This is a genomic window from Candidatus Competibacter phosphatis, assembly GCF_012939995.1.
GTDB classification, from domain to species: Bacteria; Pseudomonadota; Gammaproteobacteria; order Competibacterales; family Competibacteraceae; genus Competibacter; species Competibacter phosphatis.
On the sequence record NZ_SPMZ01000014.1, the window covers coordinates 14,411 to 30,528 of the forward strand.

Below are 16,118 nucleotides of genomic sequence, written 5' to 3' on the forward strand. Positions count from 1 at the left end.
GGGTACTGGGTTACGCTGCTGATCAACCGAACATGGTCAAGCCGGATCGGGATGATGGGAAATTCCCGCCGCTCAGCGGGAGGGCAAGGTCAGGCTAGGTGGAGGAGGCAGCAGCGCGCCGCTGGGAAAATGGTCCAGTGCCGCCGGATGATCCTGAAACGGGCTGTGCCGGTCGGCCTGGGCCGGGTGGCGGGTGTAGCGGGCCTCGGTGAACAGGCTGAGGTCCGTCAAACCCAGTTCGCGGACCAGCGCCCGGTCGGCGGCGCGAGCCGTCGGCCGGGAGCGCCACGCCGAGTCCGCCAGCGTCAGTCCGAACAGCAGCGACAGAATCGCTAGCAGGGTCAAGGCGGCATTCGCCTTGTGGGGATGAGGGAAGCGTCGCAGCGGCATGGATAATTTCAGGTGATTGACTGATCGCAGCTTATTCGGCTGGACTTGCTTTGGCAACGGCAAACCGGACCGGGTCCGTTTCATCCAGGCGAATCGCTGGGCGGCTCCCGTCGTTGCGTCCCCTGGCCTTTCCTCCTAGAATACCTACCCCTTGCGGTCCGCTTGGACCGCGACTCCTTGCCTCACCGGTTCTCGGGAGGCTGTCTATACATCCGTAAGGAGCCGCAATGCGACATTACGAAATCGTGTTTCTGGTCCATCCCGACCAGAGCGAACAAGTGCCGGCGATGATCGAGCGTTATCGCGCGATGGTCGAAGAGGATGGTGGCCATCTTCACCGCCTGGAGGATTGGGGTCGGCGACAACTAGCCTATCCCATCCATAAGATCCACAAGGCGCACTACGTATTGATGAACGTCGAGTGCAGCTTGGCGGTGCTGGAAGAGTTGCAGAGCGCCTTCCGCTTCAACGATGCCGTGATTCGCAACCTGATCATCGAGCGGGATGGCCCGGAAGTCGAACCGTCGCCGCTGGTCAGGTCGCGCGACGATCGTGGCGATCGTGGCGATCGTGACGATCGCGACGACTCCGACGATGTCGTCGAGGCCGACGACGAAGCCGCCTGAGCCCGAGCCGGTGTCGGCCTCGCGTTACCATGCCGTCCGCACCACCCGCCGACAACTGTCTGCTCATCGTCGGTCAGGTCGCGGGGAGTTGCGAAACCCGCCAGTCGCCAGCGGGCGTGCCCATCAGCCGTTTCCTGCTGGAACACCATTCCGGCCAAGTGGAAGCCGGTATTTCGCGCGAGGCGCGCTGCCGGATTCCGGTGGTGGCTTGTGGCGAGGCCCTGACCGGCATTGCTGGCTCGCTGGTGGCCGGTACCCGGTTGCGGGTGCGAGGCTTTGTCAGCCGCGCCAATTATCGCGAGGGCGAATACCGTTTGGTGTTGCACGCCGCCCGCATTGAGATGCTTGATCACGAATCATCCGAGGATTGAATCCCATGTCGCGTTTTTTTTTCGTCGTAAGAAGTTTTGCCGTTTCACCGCCGAAGGCGTCAAGGAAATCGACTATAAGGACATCGCCACCCTGAAGAATTACATCAGCGAGACCGGCAAGATCGTGCCGAGCCGCATCACCGGTACCAAGGCTCGCTACCAGCGGCAACTCTCGGTGGCGATCAAGCGCGCCCGTTTTCTGGCGTTGCTGCCGTACTGCGACCGGCATTAAGTTCGCCGAGCGGGACGATCGACCCGGCCGCGGCGGGTATCCGGCGTGAAATCCATTGCCGTCTTCGTCATGCGCGGCCGGTCCGCAGCGGTGCTGATCGCGGCACCCACGGCGGTGCTGTTTTGGTTGTTCCCACCACTCCTGATCGTATCCGGCGCGGTGGTGGCGTTGGTGACCTTGCGCCGGGGCGCGGCCGAAGGCGCATTGCTCGCGGTGCTGGCCGGGTTGGGTGCCGGCGCGCTGGCCGGACTGGTGCTGGGTCTGGGCGCAATGTGGCCGATGCTGTCGGTGGTGCTGGCCTGCTGGATCCCGTTATGGGCACTGGCGTCGCTGTTGCGAGCCACGGTATCGCTGTCCGTGACGCTGCGAGCCGCCGCCCTGCTGGGTTTGCTGGGCGTGGGTGGATTCTACCTGGTGCTAGGCGACCCGGCGGTTTGGTGGAGCCAGACGCTTGACGGCCTGCGGCAGGGATTGACGACGTTGCCATCGGGCGAACGGGCTACCTTGGAGCAGTTGCTGGATCTGTTGCGGAGCTGGGCGCCGTTGTTGCCGGGACAGGTGGTCAGCGCGGCGCTGTTATTCGTGCTGGCGGGATTGCTGCTCGGCCGCTGGTGGCAGGCGCTGTTGTTCAATCCAGGAGGTTTTCGTCCCGAATTTCATCAGTTGCGCCTGGGTCGTCCGCTGGCGTTGCTGGCGCTGGCGTTGTTCGGCGCGGCGGTGTTGTCCGGCTGGCCGGCCCTGAGCAATCTGGTGTTGGTGCTGGGAACGCTCTACAGCGTGCAAGGCATCGCCGTGGCACACGCCCTGGTCTTCAAGCTGCGGCTCTCGCCGGCCTGGTTGCTGCTGCTTTACCTGTTCCTGGTGCCGCTGCTATCGCAACTGGTCATGGCGTTGGGCATCGCCGATGCCTGGGCCGATTTTCGGACCCGTGCCCGGCCGCGTCCGGGCAAACCCTGAACTCACCTTATTTACCCTACGCGTCGAAACGCACATCGGAGTTTGACGATGGAAATCATTTTGCTGGAAAAAATCACCAATCTGGGCGGTCTGGGCGATCGGATCAAGGTCAAGCCGGGCTATGCCCGCAATTTCCTGATCCCCAAGGGCAAGGCCACCGAGGCGACCCCGGCCAACCTCGCCCGTTTCGAAGCCCGCCGCGCCGAACTGGAACGGATAGCCGCCGAGTTGCTGGCCAAAGCCAAGGCCCGTGCCGAACAACTCGCCGAGTTGATCGTGACCTTGTCGGTCAAGACCGGCAGCGAAGGCCGTTTGTTCGGCTCGGTCGGTGCCGCCGATATCGCCAATGCGGTGTCGGCCGCCGGAATCGAATTGCAGAAGCACGAGATCCGGCTGTCGACCGGTTCGATTCGCCAGATCGGCGAGTACGATGTGGATTTGCTGTTGCACCCCGAAGTGAAGACCCAGATCCGGGTCAACATCATCGCCGAGGCCTGAGCCGCGACTAATCGGCGCGTCCCCGCCGGGGATTTGGACTAGACTCAAATCATCCATTTCCCGCGCGGGCCCGGTCCGCGGGCCGGCGCCGCATCGGGCGTCTTGCGCCCACTCATCCCCCCTCGCGGGAATTTCGTGGCCGTGCCGCCGAACCATAGCGGCGGGCGGCGGATCGCCGGTTGTTTCCGAGAGTTCCGTCATGCTGCCCGTTTCCCCGTTTCCCAACCGTAAGGACGCCGCCACCGAGGCGCTGCGGATGCCGCCGCATTCGCTGGAGGCCGAACAGGCCGTGCTGGGCGGTCTGATGCTGGATAACGCCACCTGGGATCAGGTGGCCGACCGGCTGGATGAATACGATTTCTACCGCGCCGATCACCGGCTGATCTTTCGCGCCATCCGCCGGCTGGCCGAACAAGGTAAGCCGTTCGATTTGCTGACCCTGGCGGAATGGTTGGAGGACCACAACGAACTGGAGGAGGGCGGCGGCTTCGCCTACCTGGGCGTGTTGGCGCGGGATACGCCAAGCGCCGCCAACGTCCGCGCCTACGCCGACATCATCCGCGAGCGGGCGATCCGCCGCGAATTGATTCGCTCCGCCACCGAGATCGCCGACAACGCCTACGACCCCAAGGGTCGCGATAGCAAGGAATTGCTAGACGAAGCTGAAAAAAAGGTGTTCGCTATCGCCGAGCGAGGGTTTCGCGCCCACGAGGGTTTCGCCGACATCAAGGATCTGCTGGCGCGCACGGTGGAGCGGATCGATCTCTTGTTCCAGCGCGACAATCCGATCACCGGTCTGCCCACCGGCTGGTCCGATTTCGATGACAAGACCGCCGGCTTGCAGCGCGGCGATCTCATCGTGGTCGCCGGCCGGCCGTCGATGGGCAAGACCGCCTTCGCCATGAACATCGCCGAGTATGCGGCGATTCAAGCCAAGTGTCCGGTGGCGGTGTTCAGCATGGAAATGCCGGGCGAGAGCCTGATCATGCGGCTGATGTCGTCGCTGGGGCGGATCGACCAGCATCGGGTGCGGACCGGACGGCTGGAGGAAGAGGATTGGCCACGGCTGACCTCGGCGGTCACCATGTTGTCGGAGGCGCGGCTGTTCATCGACGATAGTTCCAATCTGAGCCCGAACGAACTGCGAGCGCGGGCGCGGCGTCTGCATCGGCAGGAAGGACAACTGGGCCTGATCGTGGTGGATTACCTGCAACTGATGCAGGTGCCGGGCACCAACGAGAACCGCGCCACCGAGGTTTCGGAAATTTCCAGGGCGCTCAAGGGCCTGGCCAAGGAACTGTCGGTGCCGGTGCTGGCACTGTCGCAGCTCAACCGCACGCTGGAGCAGCGCGGCGACAAGCGGCCGATCATGTCGGATCTGCGCGAATCGGGGGCGATCGAGCAGGACGCGGACCTGATCTGCTTCATCTACCGCGACGAAGTCTACAATGCCGACAGTCCCGACAAGGGCATCGCCGAAATCATCATCGGCAAACAGCGCAACGGCCCCATCGGGACCACGCGCTTGACCTTCTTGGGGCAATACACCCGTTTCGAGAGTTACGCCCCCGAATTCTATTCGACAGGTTCCGCTTATGAGTCGAGCAACCACGGTGCGTCTCGATCTGGGGGCGCTGGTTCACAATCTGCGGCGAGTCAGGGCGGCGGCGCCGGGCCGGCGGGTGGCGGCCGCCGTTAAAGCCGAAGGCTACGGCCATGGCTTGGTCCGAACCGCCCGCGCGCTGGATGCCGACGCCTTCGCGGTGGCTTGTGTCGAGGAGGCGCTGGCCTTGCGCGAAGCCGGCATCGACCGGCGGATTGTGTTGCTGGAAGGAGTGTTCGAGGCGGACGAACTGCCATGGTGCGCCCGGCATGCCCTGGATATCGCCGTCCACCAGCCCGAGCAGTTACGGATGCTGGAACTCGCCCGGTTGGAACGGCCGCTGCGGGTCTGGCTGAAGATCGATAGCGGGATGCACCGTCTGGGTCTGGCGCCGGAAACGACCTCAGCGGCGTTCCAGCGCTTGCGCGCTTGCCCGGCGGTGCAAGCGGAAATCGGCATGATGAGTCATCTGGCGCGGGCCGACGAGCGGGATTGCGACTACACCCGCCAGCAACTCCACACCTTCGAGACTGCCACCGCCGGCCTGCCGGGCGAACGCTCGCTAGCCAATTCCGCCGGTATTCTGGGTTGGCCGAACACGCATTTCGACTGGGTACGGCCGGGCATCATGTTGTACGGCGCTTCTCCCTTCGTGGATAGCCTGGCGCCCGATGAGGATTTGCGTCCGGTGATGAGCTTTCATACGCGACTGATTGCCATTAAGCGGTTGCGTCGGGGCGAACCGGTTGGCTACGGCGGAACCTGGCTTTGTCCCGAGGACATGGACGTGGGTGTGGCGGCGGCCGGCTATGGCGACGGTTATCCGCGCCACGCGCCATCGGGAACGCCGGTGCTGATCGACGGCCGCGCGGCGGCATTGGTCGGCCGAGTGTCGATGGACATGATCACGCTGGACCTGCGCCGGCATCCCGAGGCACGGATCGGCGATCCGGTGCTGCTGTGGGGCGAAGGTTTGCCGGTGGAGCGGATTGCCCAGGCCGCCGGCACGATTTCCTACACCCTGCTGTGTGGTGTCACGGCACGGGTGCGACGCGAGGTGCTACCGGTGGCCTCGGTCGATGGCTAACAAGGGACGCACGGTCTACGTTTGCGCCGAGTGCGGGGCACAGGCCAGCAAATGGGCGGGTCAGTGTGGTGACTGCGGGGCCTGGAATACCCTGCAGGAGGCCGTGGCGGCTCCGGCGGGAGGAAAGAACCCATCATTCGCTGGCTATGCCGGTCCGACGGCGGAGGTGCGCACCCTCGCCGAAGTGGACGCGGTGGCGGAAATCCGCCAGTCCTGCGGCAACGGTGAGCTGGATCGGGTGCTGGGCGGTGGCTTGGTCGAGGGTTCGGTGACACTGATCGGTGGCGATCCGGGCATCGGTAAGTCTACCCTGTTGTTGCAGGTGCTAGCCGAGCTGGCAGCGCGCAGCCGGACGCTGTACGTCAGCGGTGAGGAATCACCCCGGCAGATCGGTCTGCGCGCGCAGCGGCTGGGGCTGGCGCGCGACCGGCTGAGGCTGCTGCCGGAGGTCAACGTCGAGCGCATTCTGGCTACCGCCGAGATCGAACGACCACAGGCGATGGTGATCGACTCGATCCAAACCGTGTTCACCGAACGGCTGCAATCGGCGCCAGGCTCGGTGGCGCAGGTGCGGGAAAGCGCGGCGCAACTGGTGCGCTACGCCAAGGCCGGTGGCGCGGCCTTGTTCCTGGTCGGTCACGTCACCAAGGAAGGCGCTATCGCCGGGCCGCGCGTGCTGGAGCACATGGTGGACACCGTGCTGTATTTCGAGGGCGATCCCAGCGGTCGGTTGCGGGTGCTGCGGGCGGTGAAGAACCGCTACGGGCCGGTCAACGAGCTGGGCGTGTTCGCCATGACCGAGCGCGGCTTGAAAGAGGTCAGCAATCCGTCGGCGATCTTTCTGTCGCGCCACGACACGCCGGTGGCCGGCAGCGTGATCATGGTGACCCGCGAAGGTACCCGACCGCTGCTGGTGGAAATCCAGGCGCTGGTGGACGAGTGCCACGGTGGCCACCCGCGCCGGGTGACGCTGGGCCTGGAACAGAACCGCTTGGCGATGTTGCTGGCGGTGTTGCACCGGCACGGTGGGGTGGCGATGTACGATCAGGATGTCTACGTCAACGCGGTCGGCGGAGTACGGATCAACGAGACGGCGGCCGATCTGGCGGTGTTGTTGGCGGCACTGTCGAGTTTTCGCGACCGGCCGCTGCCGATCGATCTGGTGGTGTTCGGCGAAGTCGGACTGGCCGGGGAAATCCGCCCGGTGCCCAATGGCGAGGAGCGGCTGCGGGAGGCGGCCAAGCATGGTTTCAAGCAGGCCATCGTGCCGCGCGCCAATCTGCCCCGACGCGGCGGACGGGTGGAAGGACTGGAGGTGCGCGGCGTCAGTCGCTTGGTTGAAGTGATGGGGGATGTTTGAGGTTGAGGATGCTTGGTGGAGATTTTCAATCCGTCAAACACAATCCACTGGTTTTAGCCGGTGATTGTTGAGTCCTTAAGGAGATACGACCGTGATCGATGTTACGGATATTCTGAAAATTAATTCCATGGATCCTGTATCTAAACGCAAGATGTCCATGGACGCAGGGTTTTTTTTTCATTAATGCCCCATATTTAGATGCATATATCCGGCTGCTTGACGGTATTCGTGAACATCGTCGTTTATTAGTATTGACAGGCGAGGCAGGTGTAGGAAAGACCATATTATTACGCAAACTGATCAGCGAATCGCCAATTAATATCAAGTTTGCTTATTGCTATACAAGTAATTTTGATTTTTTATGGTCTGCTTACGATTATTGGTGATCAATTAGGAGTGATAGCGACTAATCAGGAGTTATCCGGAAAAACTGGAAGCACTAAAAAACATATGTGAATGACTGCATTGCACGAGCGATCCAAGTGGTATTGCTAATCGATGATGCGCATCATTTGCAAAAAGAGGCCTTGGATGGCTTGCTCAGTTTGTCCCGCTTTGAGTTTGCAAGAGGTCGTACCATACAAGTTGTTCTGAGTGGAATCCCAGTATTGGAAGAGATCTTGAGTGAGACGAAGATTTTTTCGTGGCAATGTAGCCGACGCTATTCATATTTTACTTGAAACCTTTGATCGCCACGGATGTGGCGGCCTTCATATCCAGAAAATTGCGATATGATGCTGAGGGACCAATCATGGATTCGTTGGTTTCACCACCCATTGTTGAGCGGATTAACGATTATACTAGCGGTAATCCTCGTTTGATCGATACGCTCTGTGAGCATGCATTATTAATCACTAAAATTAGAGGGCAAACCACCCTGTCGATGGATATTATCGATGAGGCTGCCAGTGAGTTGAGCCTTAAGATTAGGCAAATGGATTTATCTCCTGGGGTTGATTTCGACTCTTTGGAAATAACGCATTCAGGGAGCGTTGCCCAGAGTAAGATGATTGAACAATTGCTGGCCCGTGCGGATCTCATGAATAATGAAGACAATGCCCTGCGAAGCACGAGAATGGAACGATTACCAGCCTATGATGATCTGATCAAGGATACCACTCGATCTTTGGTCATCAAGCCACTACCAGTGAGTGAATCCAAAGGGTTTTTATCTTCCATAATGCGATGGAAGGGTGCTCGTCGATTTGGAAAAGGATATCCACAACGGCTTAATTTTTCTGGATTATCAGTCGCATTGTTGGCGGGTTTATTTGGAGGAATGGTGAGTGTTTATCTGTATCAGCGTATTGTCGATGATGTCGAATCACAGGCTTCAATAGTGGCATCGGTTGGTATGACAACACCTGCACCTATGTCAACAAAAAAAATCTCAGTCATCGCCTTCATCGGAATTGGTGCGACCTGTTCCTGTCAACAGCCAAGACTCGCCCGCTGAGCCAGAGGCTGGATCATCGGAAAAACCATTGGAATCTCTCCAGACTCCTCCAGTGGTGGCAAAAACTACTTATCCTGATGAGAAAATCGAAGTGTTGCCCACTTCGCCGGCACCATCACCAGCAGTGATGAAACCGCTTGATGAATCAGTTATTTTATCCTATATGAAAAATGGCGATTTATTGTTGGGGCGAGGTGACGTGGCTGCGGCGCGGCTTTTTTTATCAGGAAGCGGCCAGTGCTGGTTCAGTTGAAGCGATGGTCGCGGTTGGTAAAACTTATGATCCAGTTATATTGGATCAATTGGAAATTAAAGGATTTCATCCTGATCCCGTCAAGGCGGCGGAGTGGTATTTGCAGGCTAAGGACAAGGCTGCTGATCCACAAAGTATCGAGCGTCTTGAGGCACTGAGAAACTGGTTATCCAATTCCTCAGTGTTAGGAGAAAGCGAGATGAGTAACCTGAAGCGGTTACTATACTAAATCGAAGGCAAAGCTACTGAGGAATGGTGGATATACCGTGTTCTACATTCTGAGTAAAATATGGTGATGTAATGGCTGGCGCTAATTCAAGAATAACAAACAGGATTTATGGACTGGCACGAGTCATCTTACTTTTGGTGTTCCAGCCACTCCTGCGCGGGTTTGAATCGTGTCCAGCCGGGAATGACGGCGGATAAGCTGACTTCACGCCACTTTGGATGTCGAGTCGGCAGTTGAAACTCGTTGAAGTTCTCAAAAAAGTGATTGACGAAATTGGCTGTTTTCTGGTAGCGAGGGCTGGTGCTTTTCCAATTGTATACCGCTAGCACGGCTCCGACGGCGATTGTTTTTACCGTTTGGTTAGGCTCGATCAACTGGGGATAGTCTTGACTGTTGAGCTGGGTTGGCAGATAGGTTGCCAGTAATGTCGAAGTGTGATCAATAGGCACGAAATGCAAGGAGTTATCGGTTGTCAGCTTGTCGAACAACTGGGCTGGCTTTCCAGCAACATAGACCAGTGCATCGATCTCATGATTTCCCAATTTTTCCAATGCAGTGGCTTGATCATAATAAGTGGGTTCCACTGAAACATTTAGAGTATCAAAAACAATGGAAGCGGTAAGGAATGTGCCGCTACCTTTTGTGTCGAAATTGACTTTTCGACCAGAAAGATCACTCAGGTTTTTAATTTCTGAATTGGCAAGTAGATGAAATTCCTCATTGTAAAGTTTTGCGATATAGTAAATACTACTTTCAATATTTTTTATAGGTACCGTGACGTTTTTAGGTATTCTAATACGTCGGATTGGACAATCGCCAAGTCAATGCCTTTTTAGATAGAGAAGATCGCTGATGTTCTGAACCGATCCTTTGCCAATAATAGCTAAAATACGTAAACCATCGGTGTCCAAAACAGTGGCAAGCTCAGAGGCGATACGTATATAGGTGCCATTAACACTTCCTGTGATGATACTGACTACACCTTTATTGGATCGCGCGCTGGGCTGTGTAAGCGGAGTGATATCCTGATCGTCAGTGGTAGCCGCTTGGATTGTCAAGGGTATGCTCAAAAAAAACAAACAGAAATAACATCTTGATTGTATTTAACATGATGGCTGTCTTCATGGTTTGTTTGGAATTATGGTGGGATCGAAGCAGAGAAAATCATTGGCTTTTTGGTTCGGTTTGAGTGCTGGGATTTTGCGCAAAATCTAGATTAGTTATCCATCGTCATCCACCCCCAGCGTTCCGGGACGAAAATCTCGTGCGGATTGAAGCGGGCCTTGTAGGCCATTTTGCCGCACTGCTCGATCCAGTAGCCCAGATAAACCCACGGTAAACCCAGTCGCCGCGCCTCGGCGATTTGCCACAGGATTGCGTAGGTGCCGAGGCGCGCGCCTTGTGGAGCGGGTCGAAAAAGGTGTAGACCGCTGATAGGCCCTCGTCCATCCGGTCCACCACCGCCACCGCCAGCAGCGCCCGGTCGAGGCGGAATTCGTATAGCCAGGTCGAGCACCAGCGCGAGGTCACGAACGACCAGTAGTTCTCCGGGCTGGCGGGGTCCATGCCGCCACCGGCATGGCGGGTCCCGATGTAGCGGGCGAACAGCTCGAAGTGTTCGCCGTCGAATTCGGCTGGCAGCACCCGCACCCGTAGATCCCGATTGCGTTTCCACAGCCGCTGCTGCGAGCGGTTCGGTTGAAAGCGCTCCACCGGAACGCGCAGCGACCGGCAGGCCGTGCAACCTCGGCAGTGCGGTCGGTAGACGTGTTCGCCGCTACGGCGGAAACCGAGTTCCGCCAGTTGGGTGTAAAGCGGGTTGTCGGTCACCGCTGGATCGGCGACCAGGTTGCGCGCCCGCCGGTCCGGCAAATAGCTGCACGCATAGTCGGTGGTCAGAAACATGCGCAGGTCGTACAGCGAATCGCGGGGGTTGCTCATGGGCGCGCGCCGGCAAACAGGGAGTCGAGCAGATCGGCGTCCAACCGCCAAGGGCCGGGCTGGCCTGGTTGGGGGCAATAGCATTCCAACAATTGCAGGAAAGAGGAGCGAGGAATGTCGATCGCGCCCATGCTCAACAGATGGGCGGTGGTGACCTGACAATCGATGACGGCGAACTCCCAACGCTGGAGCTGGGCGGCCAGCGCGACCAGCGCGATTTTGGAGGCGTCGCTGATCCAACTGAACATGGATTCGCCATAAAATACCCGGCCCAGTGATACCCCATACAGCCCGCCCACCAGCTCGCCCTGTTGCCAGGTTTCGATGGAGTGGGCGTGGCCGAGCCGATGCAGTCGACAGTAGGCGCGGAACATTTCCGAGGTGATCCAGGTGCCCGGTTCTCCCTGACGCGGCCCGGCGCAGGCCGCGACGACCTGCTCGAAGGCGGTGTCCGCAGTGATGGCGAACAACCCCTTGCGGAGAGTCTTGCGCAAGCTGCGCGAAACCTTGAGGCATTCTGGCAGCAAAACCAAACGTGGGTCCGGTGACCACCACAGGATCGGCTGATCGGCCGAGTACCACGGAAAGATACCCATCCGATAGGCGCGCAGCAGACGGCGCGGCGTCAGATTGCCGCCGGCGGCCAACAGGCCGTCCGGTTCGGTCAGGGCGCGGTCTGGATGAGGAAAAGGTTGATTGTCGTTATGTGGGTCCAGCCACGTCAGGTGCATCCGGCGTCACCTCATCCCGATAGGGCGAATGTCGTAACAGTTCCCCGGCATACTGTTGTAGAGCAGGTGTCTCCCGAGCGAGAAAATCGGCCACGGCGCTTCGGAAACCCGGATGAGCAATCCAGTGTGTCGAGTGTGTAAGCGTCGGCAGAAAGCCTCGATAAATTTTGTGCTCGCCCTGCGCGCCCGGCTCGAAGTGCTGTAGACCGGTGCGGATACAGTACTCCAGACCCTGATAATAGCAGGCTTCAAAGTGCAGGCTGTCATAATCGGCCCGGCAGCCCCAATGGCGGCCGTAGAGCGTGGTGTCGCCGCGAAAACTGATGGCGCCGGCGACTTCGCGGCCTTGGGAACGGGCCAATACCAACACGATCTGGTCGCCCAGCGTGGTGGCGATCTCTTGAAAAAAAGGCAGGGTCAGGGTCGGCGTGCCGCCCAGCCGGTCGAAGGTGGAGCGGTAAAAATCGTGAAGAACCCGCCATTCGGCCTCGGTTGCCTCGTGGCCGGAGAGCAATCGTAATTCCAAGCCGGCGTCGCGGACCAGCCGGCGTTCCCGGTTGATGTTCTTGCGGCGCTTGGCGGTGAAGGTGTCGAGAAAATCCTGAAAGTCCCGGTAGCTGCGGTTGCGCCAGTGGAACTGGCAGCCCAGACGGTGAAGAAAGCCCTGGGCCAGCAGCGGGTCCAGATCGGCGGCGGTGGGGAACAGCCAATGGATCGAGGAGAACTGGCGGTGGCGGCTCTCCTCCAAGACCTGGTCGATCATGGTCCGTGCCGTCGCCTGAGGGTCGGGCTGATCGGGCGCCAGCAACAGCCGGGGGCTGGTGACCGGCGTGTAGGGAATGGCGCCGACCAGCTTGGGATAGTAGGACAAACCCTGTCGCCGATAGGCTTCGGCCCAGCCCCAGTCGAAGACGAATTCACCGTAGGAGTTGTATTTCAGGTACAGCGGCGCCGCGCCCAGCAGTCGCCCATGTTCGTCCCGGCAGGCGAGATGTCGGGGTATCCAGCCGCTGCATTCGCCGACGCATCGATGCCGCTCCAGGGCGCTGAGAAACTCATGGCTGAGAAAAGGGTTGTGGTCGGGTACGAGCGCGTTCCACTCGGATGCGGAAAGCTCGCTCAGGCTATCGAGGAATTGGATGCGCATGAGTCATGGGTTGGAGTGATGGGAGAATCGGATCGCAAGCGCGCCATGCGGTTTTGAACCCGAAACGGCGTGGTGGTTCGTGTCCGGCGTGTCGGCGCCCTTCACCTGATCGTCTGGGGATGGGACAATAACCCGTATTCGATTTTCCGATCGCCAATCGATGGTGATCGCGCCCAACGCGGGCGGCTGGCCCTTGAACTTCGGGCACATCCTTCATATCACCATACCACCAATAGGATTCCATTTTGGCGCAGGCACATCGAGTCAAGACCGAACGGCATGAGATTCGGTTCGGCGTTCTTCGTTTCTTGAAGCGTGTTTTGAGGGAAGTCGGTTTCTGGCTGTTGGTTGCGGTCGCGTTGGGAATGATCGGTGCGTTGGTGACCTACAGTCCGGCGGACCCGGCCTGGACTCATACCGGCCCCGTGGCTCAGCCGCATAATCTCGGTGGCGTGACCGGCGCATGGTTTGCCGACATTACCCTGTATTTTTTCGGCTATTCTGCTTATCTGCTGCCGCTGGGTGTGATGTTCGGCGGTTGGCGGCTGTTCAAGTGCGGCATGCTGCTGGATCTGGACGCGGAGGTGGTGTTGTTCCGGGTGCTGGGCTTCGCGGTGGCGGTGGCCACCGCCTGCGGCTTGGCGGCGGTGCATCTGCAAGCGGCTCCCGGTACGGTGCCCGGCGATGGGCCGGCGGGTGGGTTGGTGGGCATGCATGTCGGCCGGTTTCTGATTCAGCCTCGGGTTTACGGGCGGCAATCTGTTCATGGCGGCCTTGTTGCTGGCCGGGTTTACCCTGGGTACCGGTTTGTCGTGGCTGGTGTTGGTGGAAGGTTTGGGCGGCGCGGTGTTGAAGGCAACGGACTGGGTTGGCGGTTTGATCCTGGCGCCGCTGTCTCGGAGTCGTCCGGCGAACGGCAACGCCGCGCCGCCGCCCGATTCCCCGGTGGTGGAGCCGATCGCCGATGCCGAGGCGGCGCCAGTGGCGACGGAGCGATCGGCTCCAGGGGCGCGGTTGCGCGGCGCCGCCAGCCGCTTGTTGGCCTGGTGGCGCGACCGACGGACCAGCGAGAGCAAGGAACCGGCCGTCGATCGGACGTCCACGACGAAAGCCGCCGGCGAAAATCCCACCTCGGCCGACTCCATTCCGCCACCCGACACCGCTCCGCCGCCTGGCAAAACCGAGGCGGTGGCAGGCTCGCGGCCGTCGGCGCGCATCGAACCGGTGTTGAATTTGCCGACACAGGACCGTCGGCCGCATGCGGTTACGGCCGCTCCCGAACCCGTCGCTGGGGCCTCCGCCAGGCCGATGCTGGATATGTTGACGCTGGTGCCCACCGCCGGCATTGGCCGTAACCCCACCGTTAACCAGCCCCCTCCGGCAACGGCCCAACCGGTGACGCCGGTCCCGCCAGCGCGGACGGACCGGCCCACGGGCGCGGGTTTCGGCGGCGGCGTTGCCAACGCGCGGGCGGTTCCGGCCGGTGGCGATCGACTCGCTCGCGTGGTTTCGATCCCTTATCCGGTGGCTGACGCGCAAACCGATTTTACGCTGGAAGAGCAAGAGGTTCTGGAGGAGCCGGCGCATTCGCCGCCACCGGTCGTGGTTCCGCATCCGGCGCCGCGCGCACCGGCATCTCCCGCGCCGGTGGTGACCCTGGCGCGGCGGGTCGCCACCCCGGCTCCGGCCGCGCCCCGTCTGCTCCCTTCGTTGGATCTGCTGGATCGACCTCCGGCTCGCACCGCCGGTTATTCCAGCGAGACGCTGATTGAGATGTCCCGACGGGTGGAAGTCCTGCTCAAAAGTTTTGGCATCGAGGCCCAGGTGGTGGCGGTGGAACCGGGTCCGGTGATCACCCGCTTCGAGGTCGAGCCAGCGCCGGGCGTCAAGGTCAGTCAGATCAGCAATCTAGCCAAGGATCTGGCGCGCGGTCTGTCGGTGATCGGGGTGCGAGTGGTGGAGATCATCCCCGGCAAGTCGGTGATCGGTTTGGAGATTCCCAACCGGCATCGCGAGATCGTCTACCTGCGCGAGGTGCTGGAGGCGCCGGTCTACACCCAGTCGAGCGCGACGCTGACCCTAACCTTGGGCAAGGATATCGGCGGCAACCCGGTGGTGGCGAATCTGAACAAGATGCCGCACCTGCTGGTGGCCGGCACCACCGGTTCCGGTAAGTCGGTGGCGATCAACGCCATGCTGCTCAGCCTGCTGTACAAAGCGCCACCCAGCGAGGTGCGGCTGATCCTGGTCGATCCGAAGATGCTGGAGCTGTCGATTTACGAGGACATCCCGCATCTGTTGACCCCGGTGGTGACCGACATGAAGGAGGCGGCCAACGCCCTGCGCTGGTGCGTGGCGGAAATGGAGCGCCGCTACCGCTTGATGGCGGCCTTGAAGGTACGCAACATCGCCGGTTTCAACCGCAAGGTGCTCGACGCGCTGGCGACGGGGGAGGGGCTGGCTGATCCATTCTGGACACCGGAGCGCGCGGAAGTGCCGGGCGAAATCGCGGTGTTACAGCCGTTGCCGTTCATCGTGGTGGTGATCGACGAACTGGCCGACATGATGATGATCGTCGGCAAGAAGGTCGAGGAGTTGATCGCCCGGCTGGCGCAAAAGGCGCGCGCCGCCGGCATACACCTGATTCTGGCCACCCAGCGGCCATCGGTCGACGTGATCACCGGTCTGATCAAAGCCAACATCCCGACTCGCGTGGCCTTTCAGGTGTCGTCGCGGGTGGATTCGCGCACCATCCTCGATCAGATGGGGGCGGAGCAGTTGCTCGGGCACGGCGACATGCTGTATCTGCCACCCGGCACCGGTTTGCCGCAGCGGGTGCATGGCGCGTTCGTGGACGATCACGAGGTTACTCGGGTGGTCGACTTTTTTGCGCCAGACCGGGGCGCCGGATTATATCGACGATGTGTTGGCCGAACCGCGCGAGGAGAGCGACAACGGCAACGGTAATGGCGATGGCGAGGGTCGGGGCGGTGAGAGCGATCCACTCTACGATGAAGCGGTGCGCATCGTGACCGAATCGCGCCGTGCCTCGGTGTCGGGCGTGCAGCGCCGCTTGCGTATCGGCTATAACCGAGCGGCGCGGCTGGTCGAGGAAATGGAAAGCGCCGGCGTGGTGGGGCCGTTGCAGTCGAACGGCAGCCGTGAGGTCATCGCGCCCCCACCGCCTTGAGGGGGTGGGGACGGACGACGTGAGCCGGATATACACCGGGATCGACC

At 60.5% G+C, this 16,118-nt stretch carries 16 protein-coding genes and 3 pseudogenes; 13 read left to right on the top strand and 6 right to left on the bottom strand.

The window, feature by feature from the left end; genetic code table 11:
* Window positions 1–72: 72 nt before the first annotated feature.
* Window positions 73–390, bottom strand: a complete 318-nt coding sequence (locus E4P82_RS04760) for a hypothetical protein (RefSeq protein WP_169247824.1) — start codon at window positions 388–390, stop codon at window positions 73–75.
* A gap of 227 nt (window positions 391–617) precedes the next feature.
* Between E4P82_RS04760 and rpsF the strand changes: the two genes are divergently transcribed.
* The 11 genes and pseudogenes from rpsF to E4P82_RS04815 all read left to right on the top strand — a co-directional run bounded on the left by rpsF (window position 618) and on the right by E4P82_RS04815 (window position 9,062).
* Window positions 618–1,016, top strand: coding sequence for a 30S ribosomal protein S6 (gene rpsF / locus E4P82_RS04765; RefSeq protein WP_169247825.1), 399 nt, complete (start codon window positions 618–620; stop codon window positions 1,014–1,016).
* 29 nt (window positions 1,017–1,045) lie between these two features.
* Entirely contained in the window at window positions 1,046–1,387 is a 342-nt protein-coding gene (gene priB / locus E4P82_RS04770) for a primosomal replication protein N (RefSeq protein WP_169247826.1), read from the top strand.
* On the top strand, window positions 1,383–1,619 hold the full coding sequence (gene rpsR, locus E4P82_RS04775; protein ID WP_169247873.1) for a 30S ribosomal protein S18: 237 nt from the start codon (window positions 1,383–1,385) through the stop codon (window positions 1,617–1,619). The genes priB and rpsR overlap by 5 nt, the downstream gene beginning before the upstream one ends.
* Before the next feature lie 45 nt (window positions 1,620–1,664).
* Window positions 1,665–2,576: a DUF2232 domain-containing protein gene (locus E4P82_RS04780; RefSeq protein WP_169247827.1), complete on the top strand. Its 912-nt coding sequence runs from the start codon at window positions 1,665–1,667 to the stop codon at window positions 2,574–2,576.
* A gap of 48 nt (window positions 2,577–2,624) precedes the next feature.
* Window positions 2,625–3,074 carry a 50S ribosomal protein L9 gene (rplI, locus tag E4P82_RS04785; RefSeq protein ID WP_169247828.1) on the top strand — a complete coding sequence of 150 codons (450 nt, stop codon included), beginning with the start codon at window positions 2,625–2,627 and terminating at the stop codon, window positions 3,072–3,074.
* A gap of 199 nt (window positions 3,075–3,273) precedes the next feature.
* Complete coding sequence (gene dnaB / locus E4P82_RS04790; RefSeq protein WP_169247829.1) at window positions 3,274–4,773, top strand: replicative DNA helicase; 1,500 nt, start codon at window positions 3,274–3,276, stop codon at window positions 4,771–4,773.
* The gene (gene alr, locus E4P82_RS04795; protein WP_169247830.1) at window positions 4,670–5,764 is read left to right on the top strand and encodes an alanine racemase; all 1,095 of its coding nucleotides are present in this window, start codon (window positions 4,670–4,672) and stop codon (window positions 5,762–5,764) included. The genes dnaB and alr overlap by 104 nt, the downstream gene beginning before the upstream one ends.
* Window positions 5,757–7,124, top strand: coding sequence for a DNA repair protein RadA (gene radA, locus E4P82_RS04800; protein ID WP_169247831.1), 1,368 nt, complete (start codon window positions 5,757–5,759; stop codon window positions 7,122–7,124). Before alr ends, radA begins: the two co-directional genes overlap by 8 nt.
* A 224-nt stretch (window positions 7,125–7,348) precedes the next feature.
* Window positions 7,349–7,804, top strand: a pseudogene (locus E4P82_RS23520) (AAA family ATPase).
* Window positions 7,801–8,580: a hypothetical protein gene (locus tag E4P82_RS04810; protein WP_169247833.1), complete on the top strand. Its 780-nt coding sequence runs from the start codon at window positions 7,801–7,803 to the stop codon at window positions 8,578–8,580. Before E4P82_RS23520 ends, E4P82_RS04810 begins: the two are co-directional and overlap by 4 nt.
* 194 nt (window positions 8,581–8,774) lie before the next feature.
* On the top strand, window positions 8,775–9,062 hold the full coding sequence (locus E4P82_RS04815) for a hypothetical protein (protein WP_169247834.1): 288 nt from the start codon (window positions 8,775–8,777) through the stop codon (window positions 9,060–9,062).
* Between the two features lie 128 nt (window positions 9,063–9,190).
* Here the strand turns inward: E4P82_RS04815 and E4P82_RS04820 are convergent, their stop codons facing one another.
* The 5 genes and pseudogenes from E4P82_RS04820 to E4P82_RS04840 all read right to left on the bottom strand — a co-directional run bounded on the left by E4P82_RS04820 (window position 9,191) and on the right by E4P82_RS04840 (window position 12,881).
* Window positions 9,191–9,868 (bottom strand): TAXI family TRAP transporter solute-binding subunit, encoded by a 678-nt coding sequence (locus tag E4P82_RS04820; protein ID WP_169247874.1) that lies wholly within the window; start codon window positions 9,866–9,868, stop codon window positions 9,191–9,193.
* Window positions 9,869–9,883: 15 nt separating this feature from the next.
* On the bottom strand, window positions 9,884–10,120 hold the full coding sequence (locus E4P82_RS04825) for a hypothetical protein (RefSeq protein WP_169247835.1): 237 nt from the start codon (window positions 10,118–10,120) through the stop codon (window positions 9,884–9,886).
* A gap of 158 nt (window positions 10,121–10,278) precedes the next feature.
* Window positions 10,279–11,003: pseudogene (locus E4P82_RS04830) on the bottom strand (arginyltransferase).
* Window positions 11,000–11,734, bottom strand: coding sequence for a leucyl/phenylalanyl-tRNA--protein transferase (gene aat / locus E4P82_RS04835; protein WP_169247836.1), 735 nt, complete (start codon window positions 11,732–11,734; stop codon window positions 11,000–11,002). Before aat ends, E4P82_RS04830 begins: the two are co-directional and overlap by 4 nt.
* On the bottom strand, window positions 11,706–12,881 hold the full coding sequence (locus E4P82_RS04840) for a GNAT family N-acetyltransferase (RefSeq protein WP_169247837.1): 1,176 nt from the start codon (window positions 12,879–12,881) through the stop codon (window positions 11,706–11,708). Before E4P82_RS04840 ends, aat begins: the two co-directional genes overlap by 29 nt.
* 365 nt (window positions 12,882–13,246) lie before the next feature.
* Between E4P82_RS04840 and E4P82_RS23525 the strand changes: the two genes are divergently transcribed.
* Both E4P82_RS23525 and E4P82_RS04850 read left to right on the top strand, forming a co-directional pair.
* The gene (locus tag E4P82_RS23525) at window positions 13,247–14,236 is read left to right on the top strand and encodes a DNA translocase FtsK 4TM domain-containing protein (RefSeq protein WP_420887064.1); all 990 of its coding nucleotides are present in this window, start codon (window positions 13,247–13,249) and stop codon (window positions 14,234–14,236) included.
* Window positions 14,237–14,450: 214 nt separating this feature from the next.
* A pseudogene (locus E4P82_RS04850) lies at window positions 14,451–16,071 on the top strand (DNA translocase FtsK); the annotation flags it as partial.
* Window positions 16,072–16,118 lie beyond the last annotated feature (47 nt).

Excerpts from the sequence above, each read along its gene's own strand:
- E4P82_RS04760 (WP_169247824.1), bottom strand. The coding sequence starts at position 390 with ATGCCGCTGCGACGCTTCCCTCATCCCCACAAGGCGAATGCCGCCTTG.
- rpsF (WP_169247825.1), top strand. The coding sequence starts at position 618 with ATGCGACATTACGAAATCGTGTTTCTGGTCCATCCCGACCAGAGCGAA.
- priB (WP_169247826.1), top strand. The coding sequence starts at position 1,046 with ATGCCGTCCGCACCACCCGCCGACAACTGTCTGCTCATCGTCGGTCAG.
- rplI (WP_169247828.1), top strand. The coding sequence starts at position 2,625 with ATGGAAATCATTTTGCTGGAAAAAATCACCAATCTGGGCGGTCTGGGC.
- dnaB (WP_169247829.1), top strand. The coding sequence starts at position 3,274 with ATGCTGCCCGTTTCCCCGTTTCCCAACCGTAAGGACGCCGCCACCGAG.
- alr (WP_169247830.1), top strand. The coding sequence starts at position 4,670 with ATGAGTCGAGCAACCACGGTGCGTCTCGATCTGGGGGCGCTGGTTCAC.
- radA (WP_169247831.1), top strand. The coding sequence starts at position 5,757 with ATGGCTAACAAGGGACGCACGGTCTACGTTTGCGCCGAGTGCGGGGCA.
- aat (WP_169247836.1), bottom strand. The coding sequence starts at position 11,734 with ATGCACCTGACGTGGCTGGACCCACATAACGACAATCAACCTTTTCCT.
- E4P82_RS04840 (WP_169247837.1), bottom strand. The coding sequence starts at position 12,881 with ATGCGCATCCAATTCCTCGATAGCCTGAGCGAGCTTTCCGCATCCGAG.
- E4P82_RS23525 (WP_420887064.1), top strand. The coding sequence starts at position 13,247 with ATGATCGGTGCGTTGGTGACCTACAGTCCGGCGGACCCGGCCTGGACT.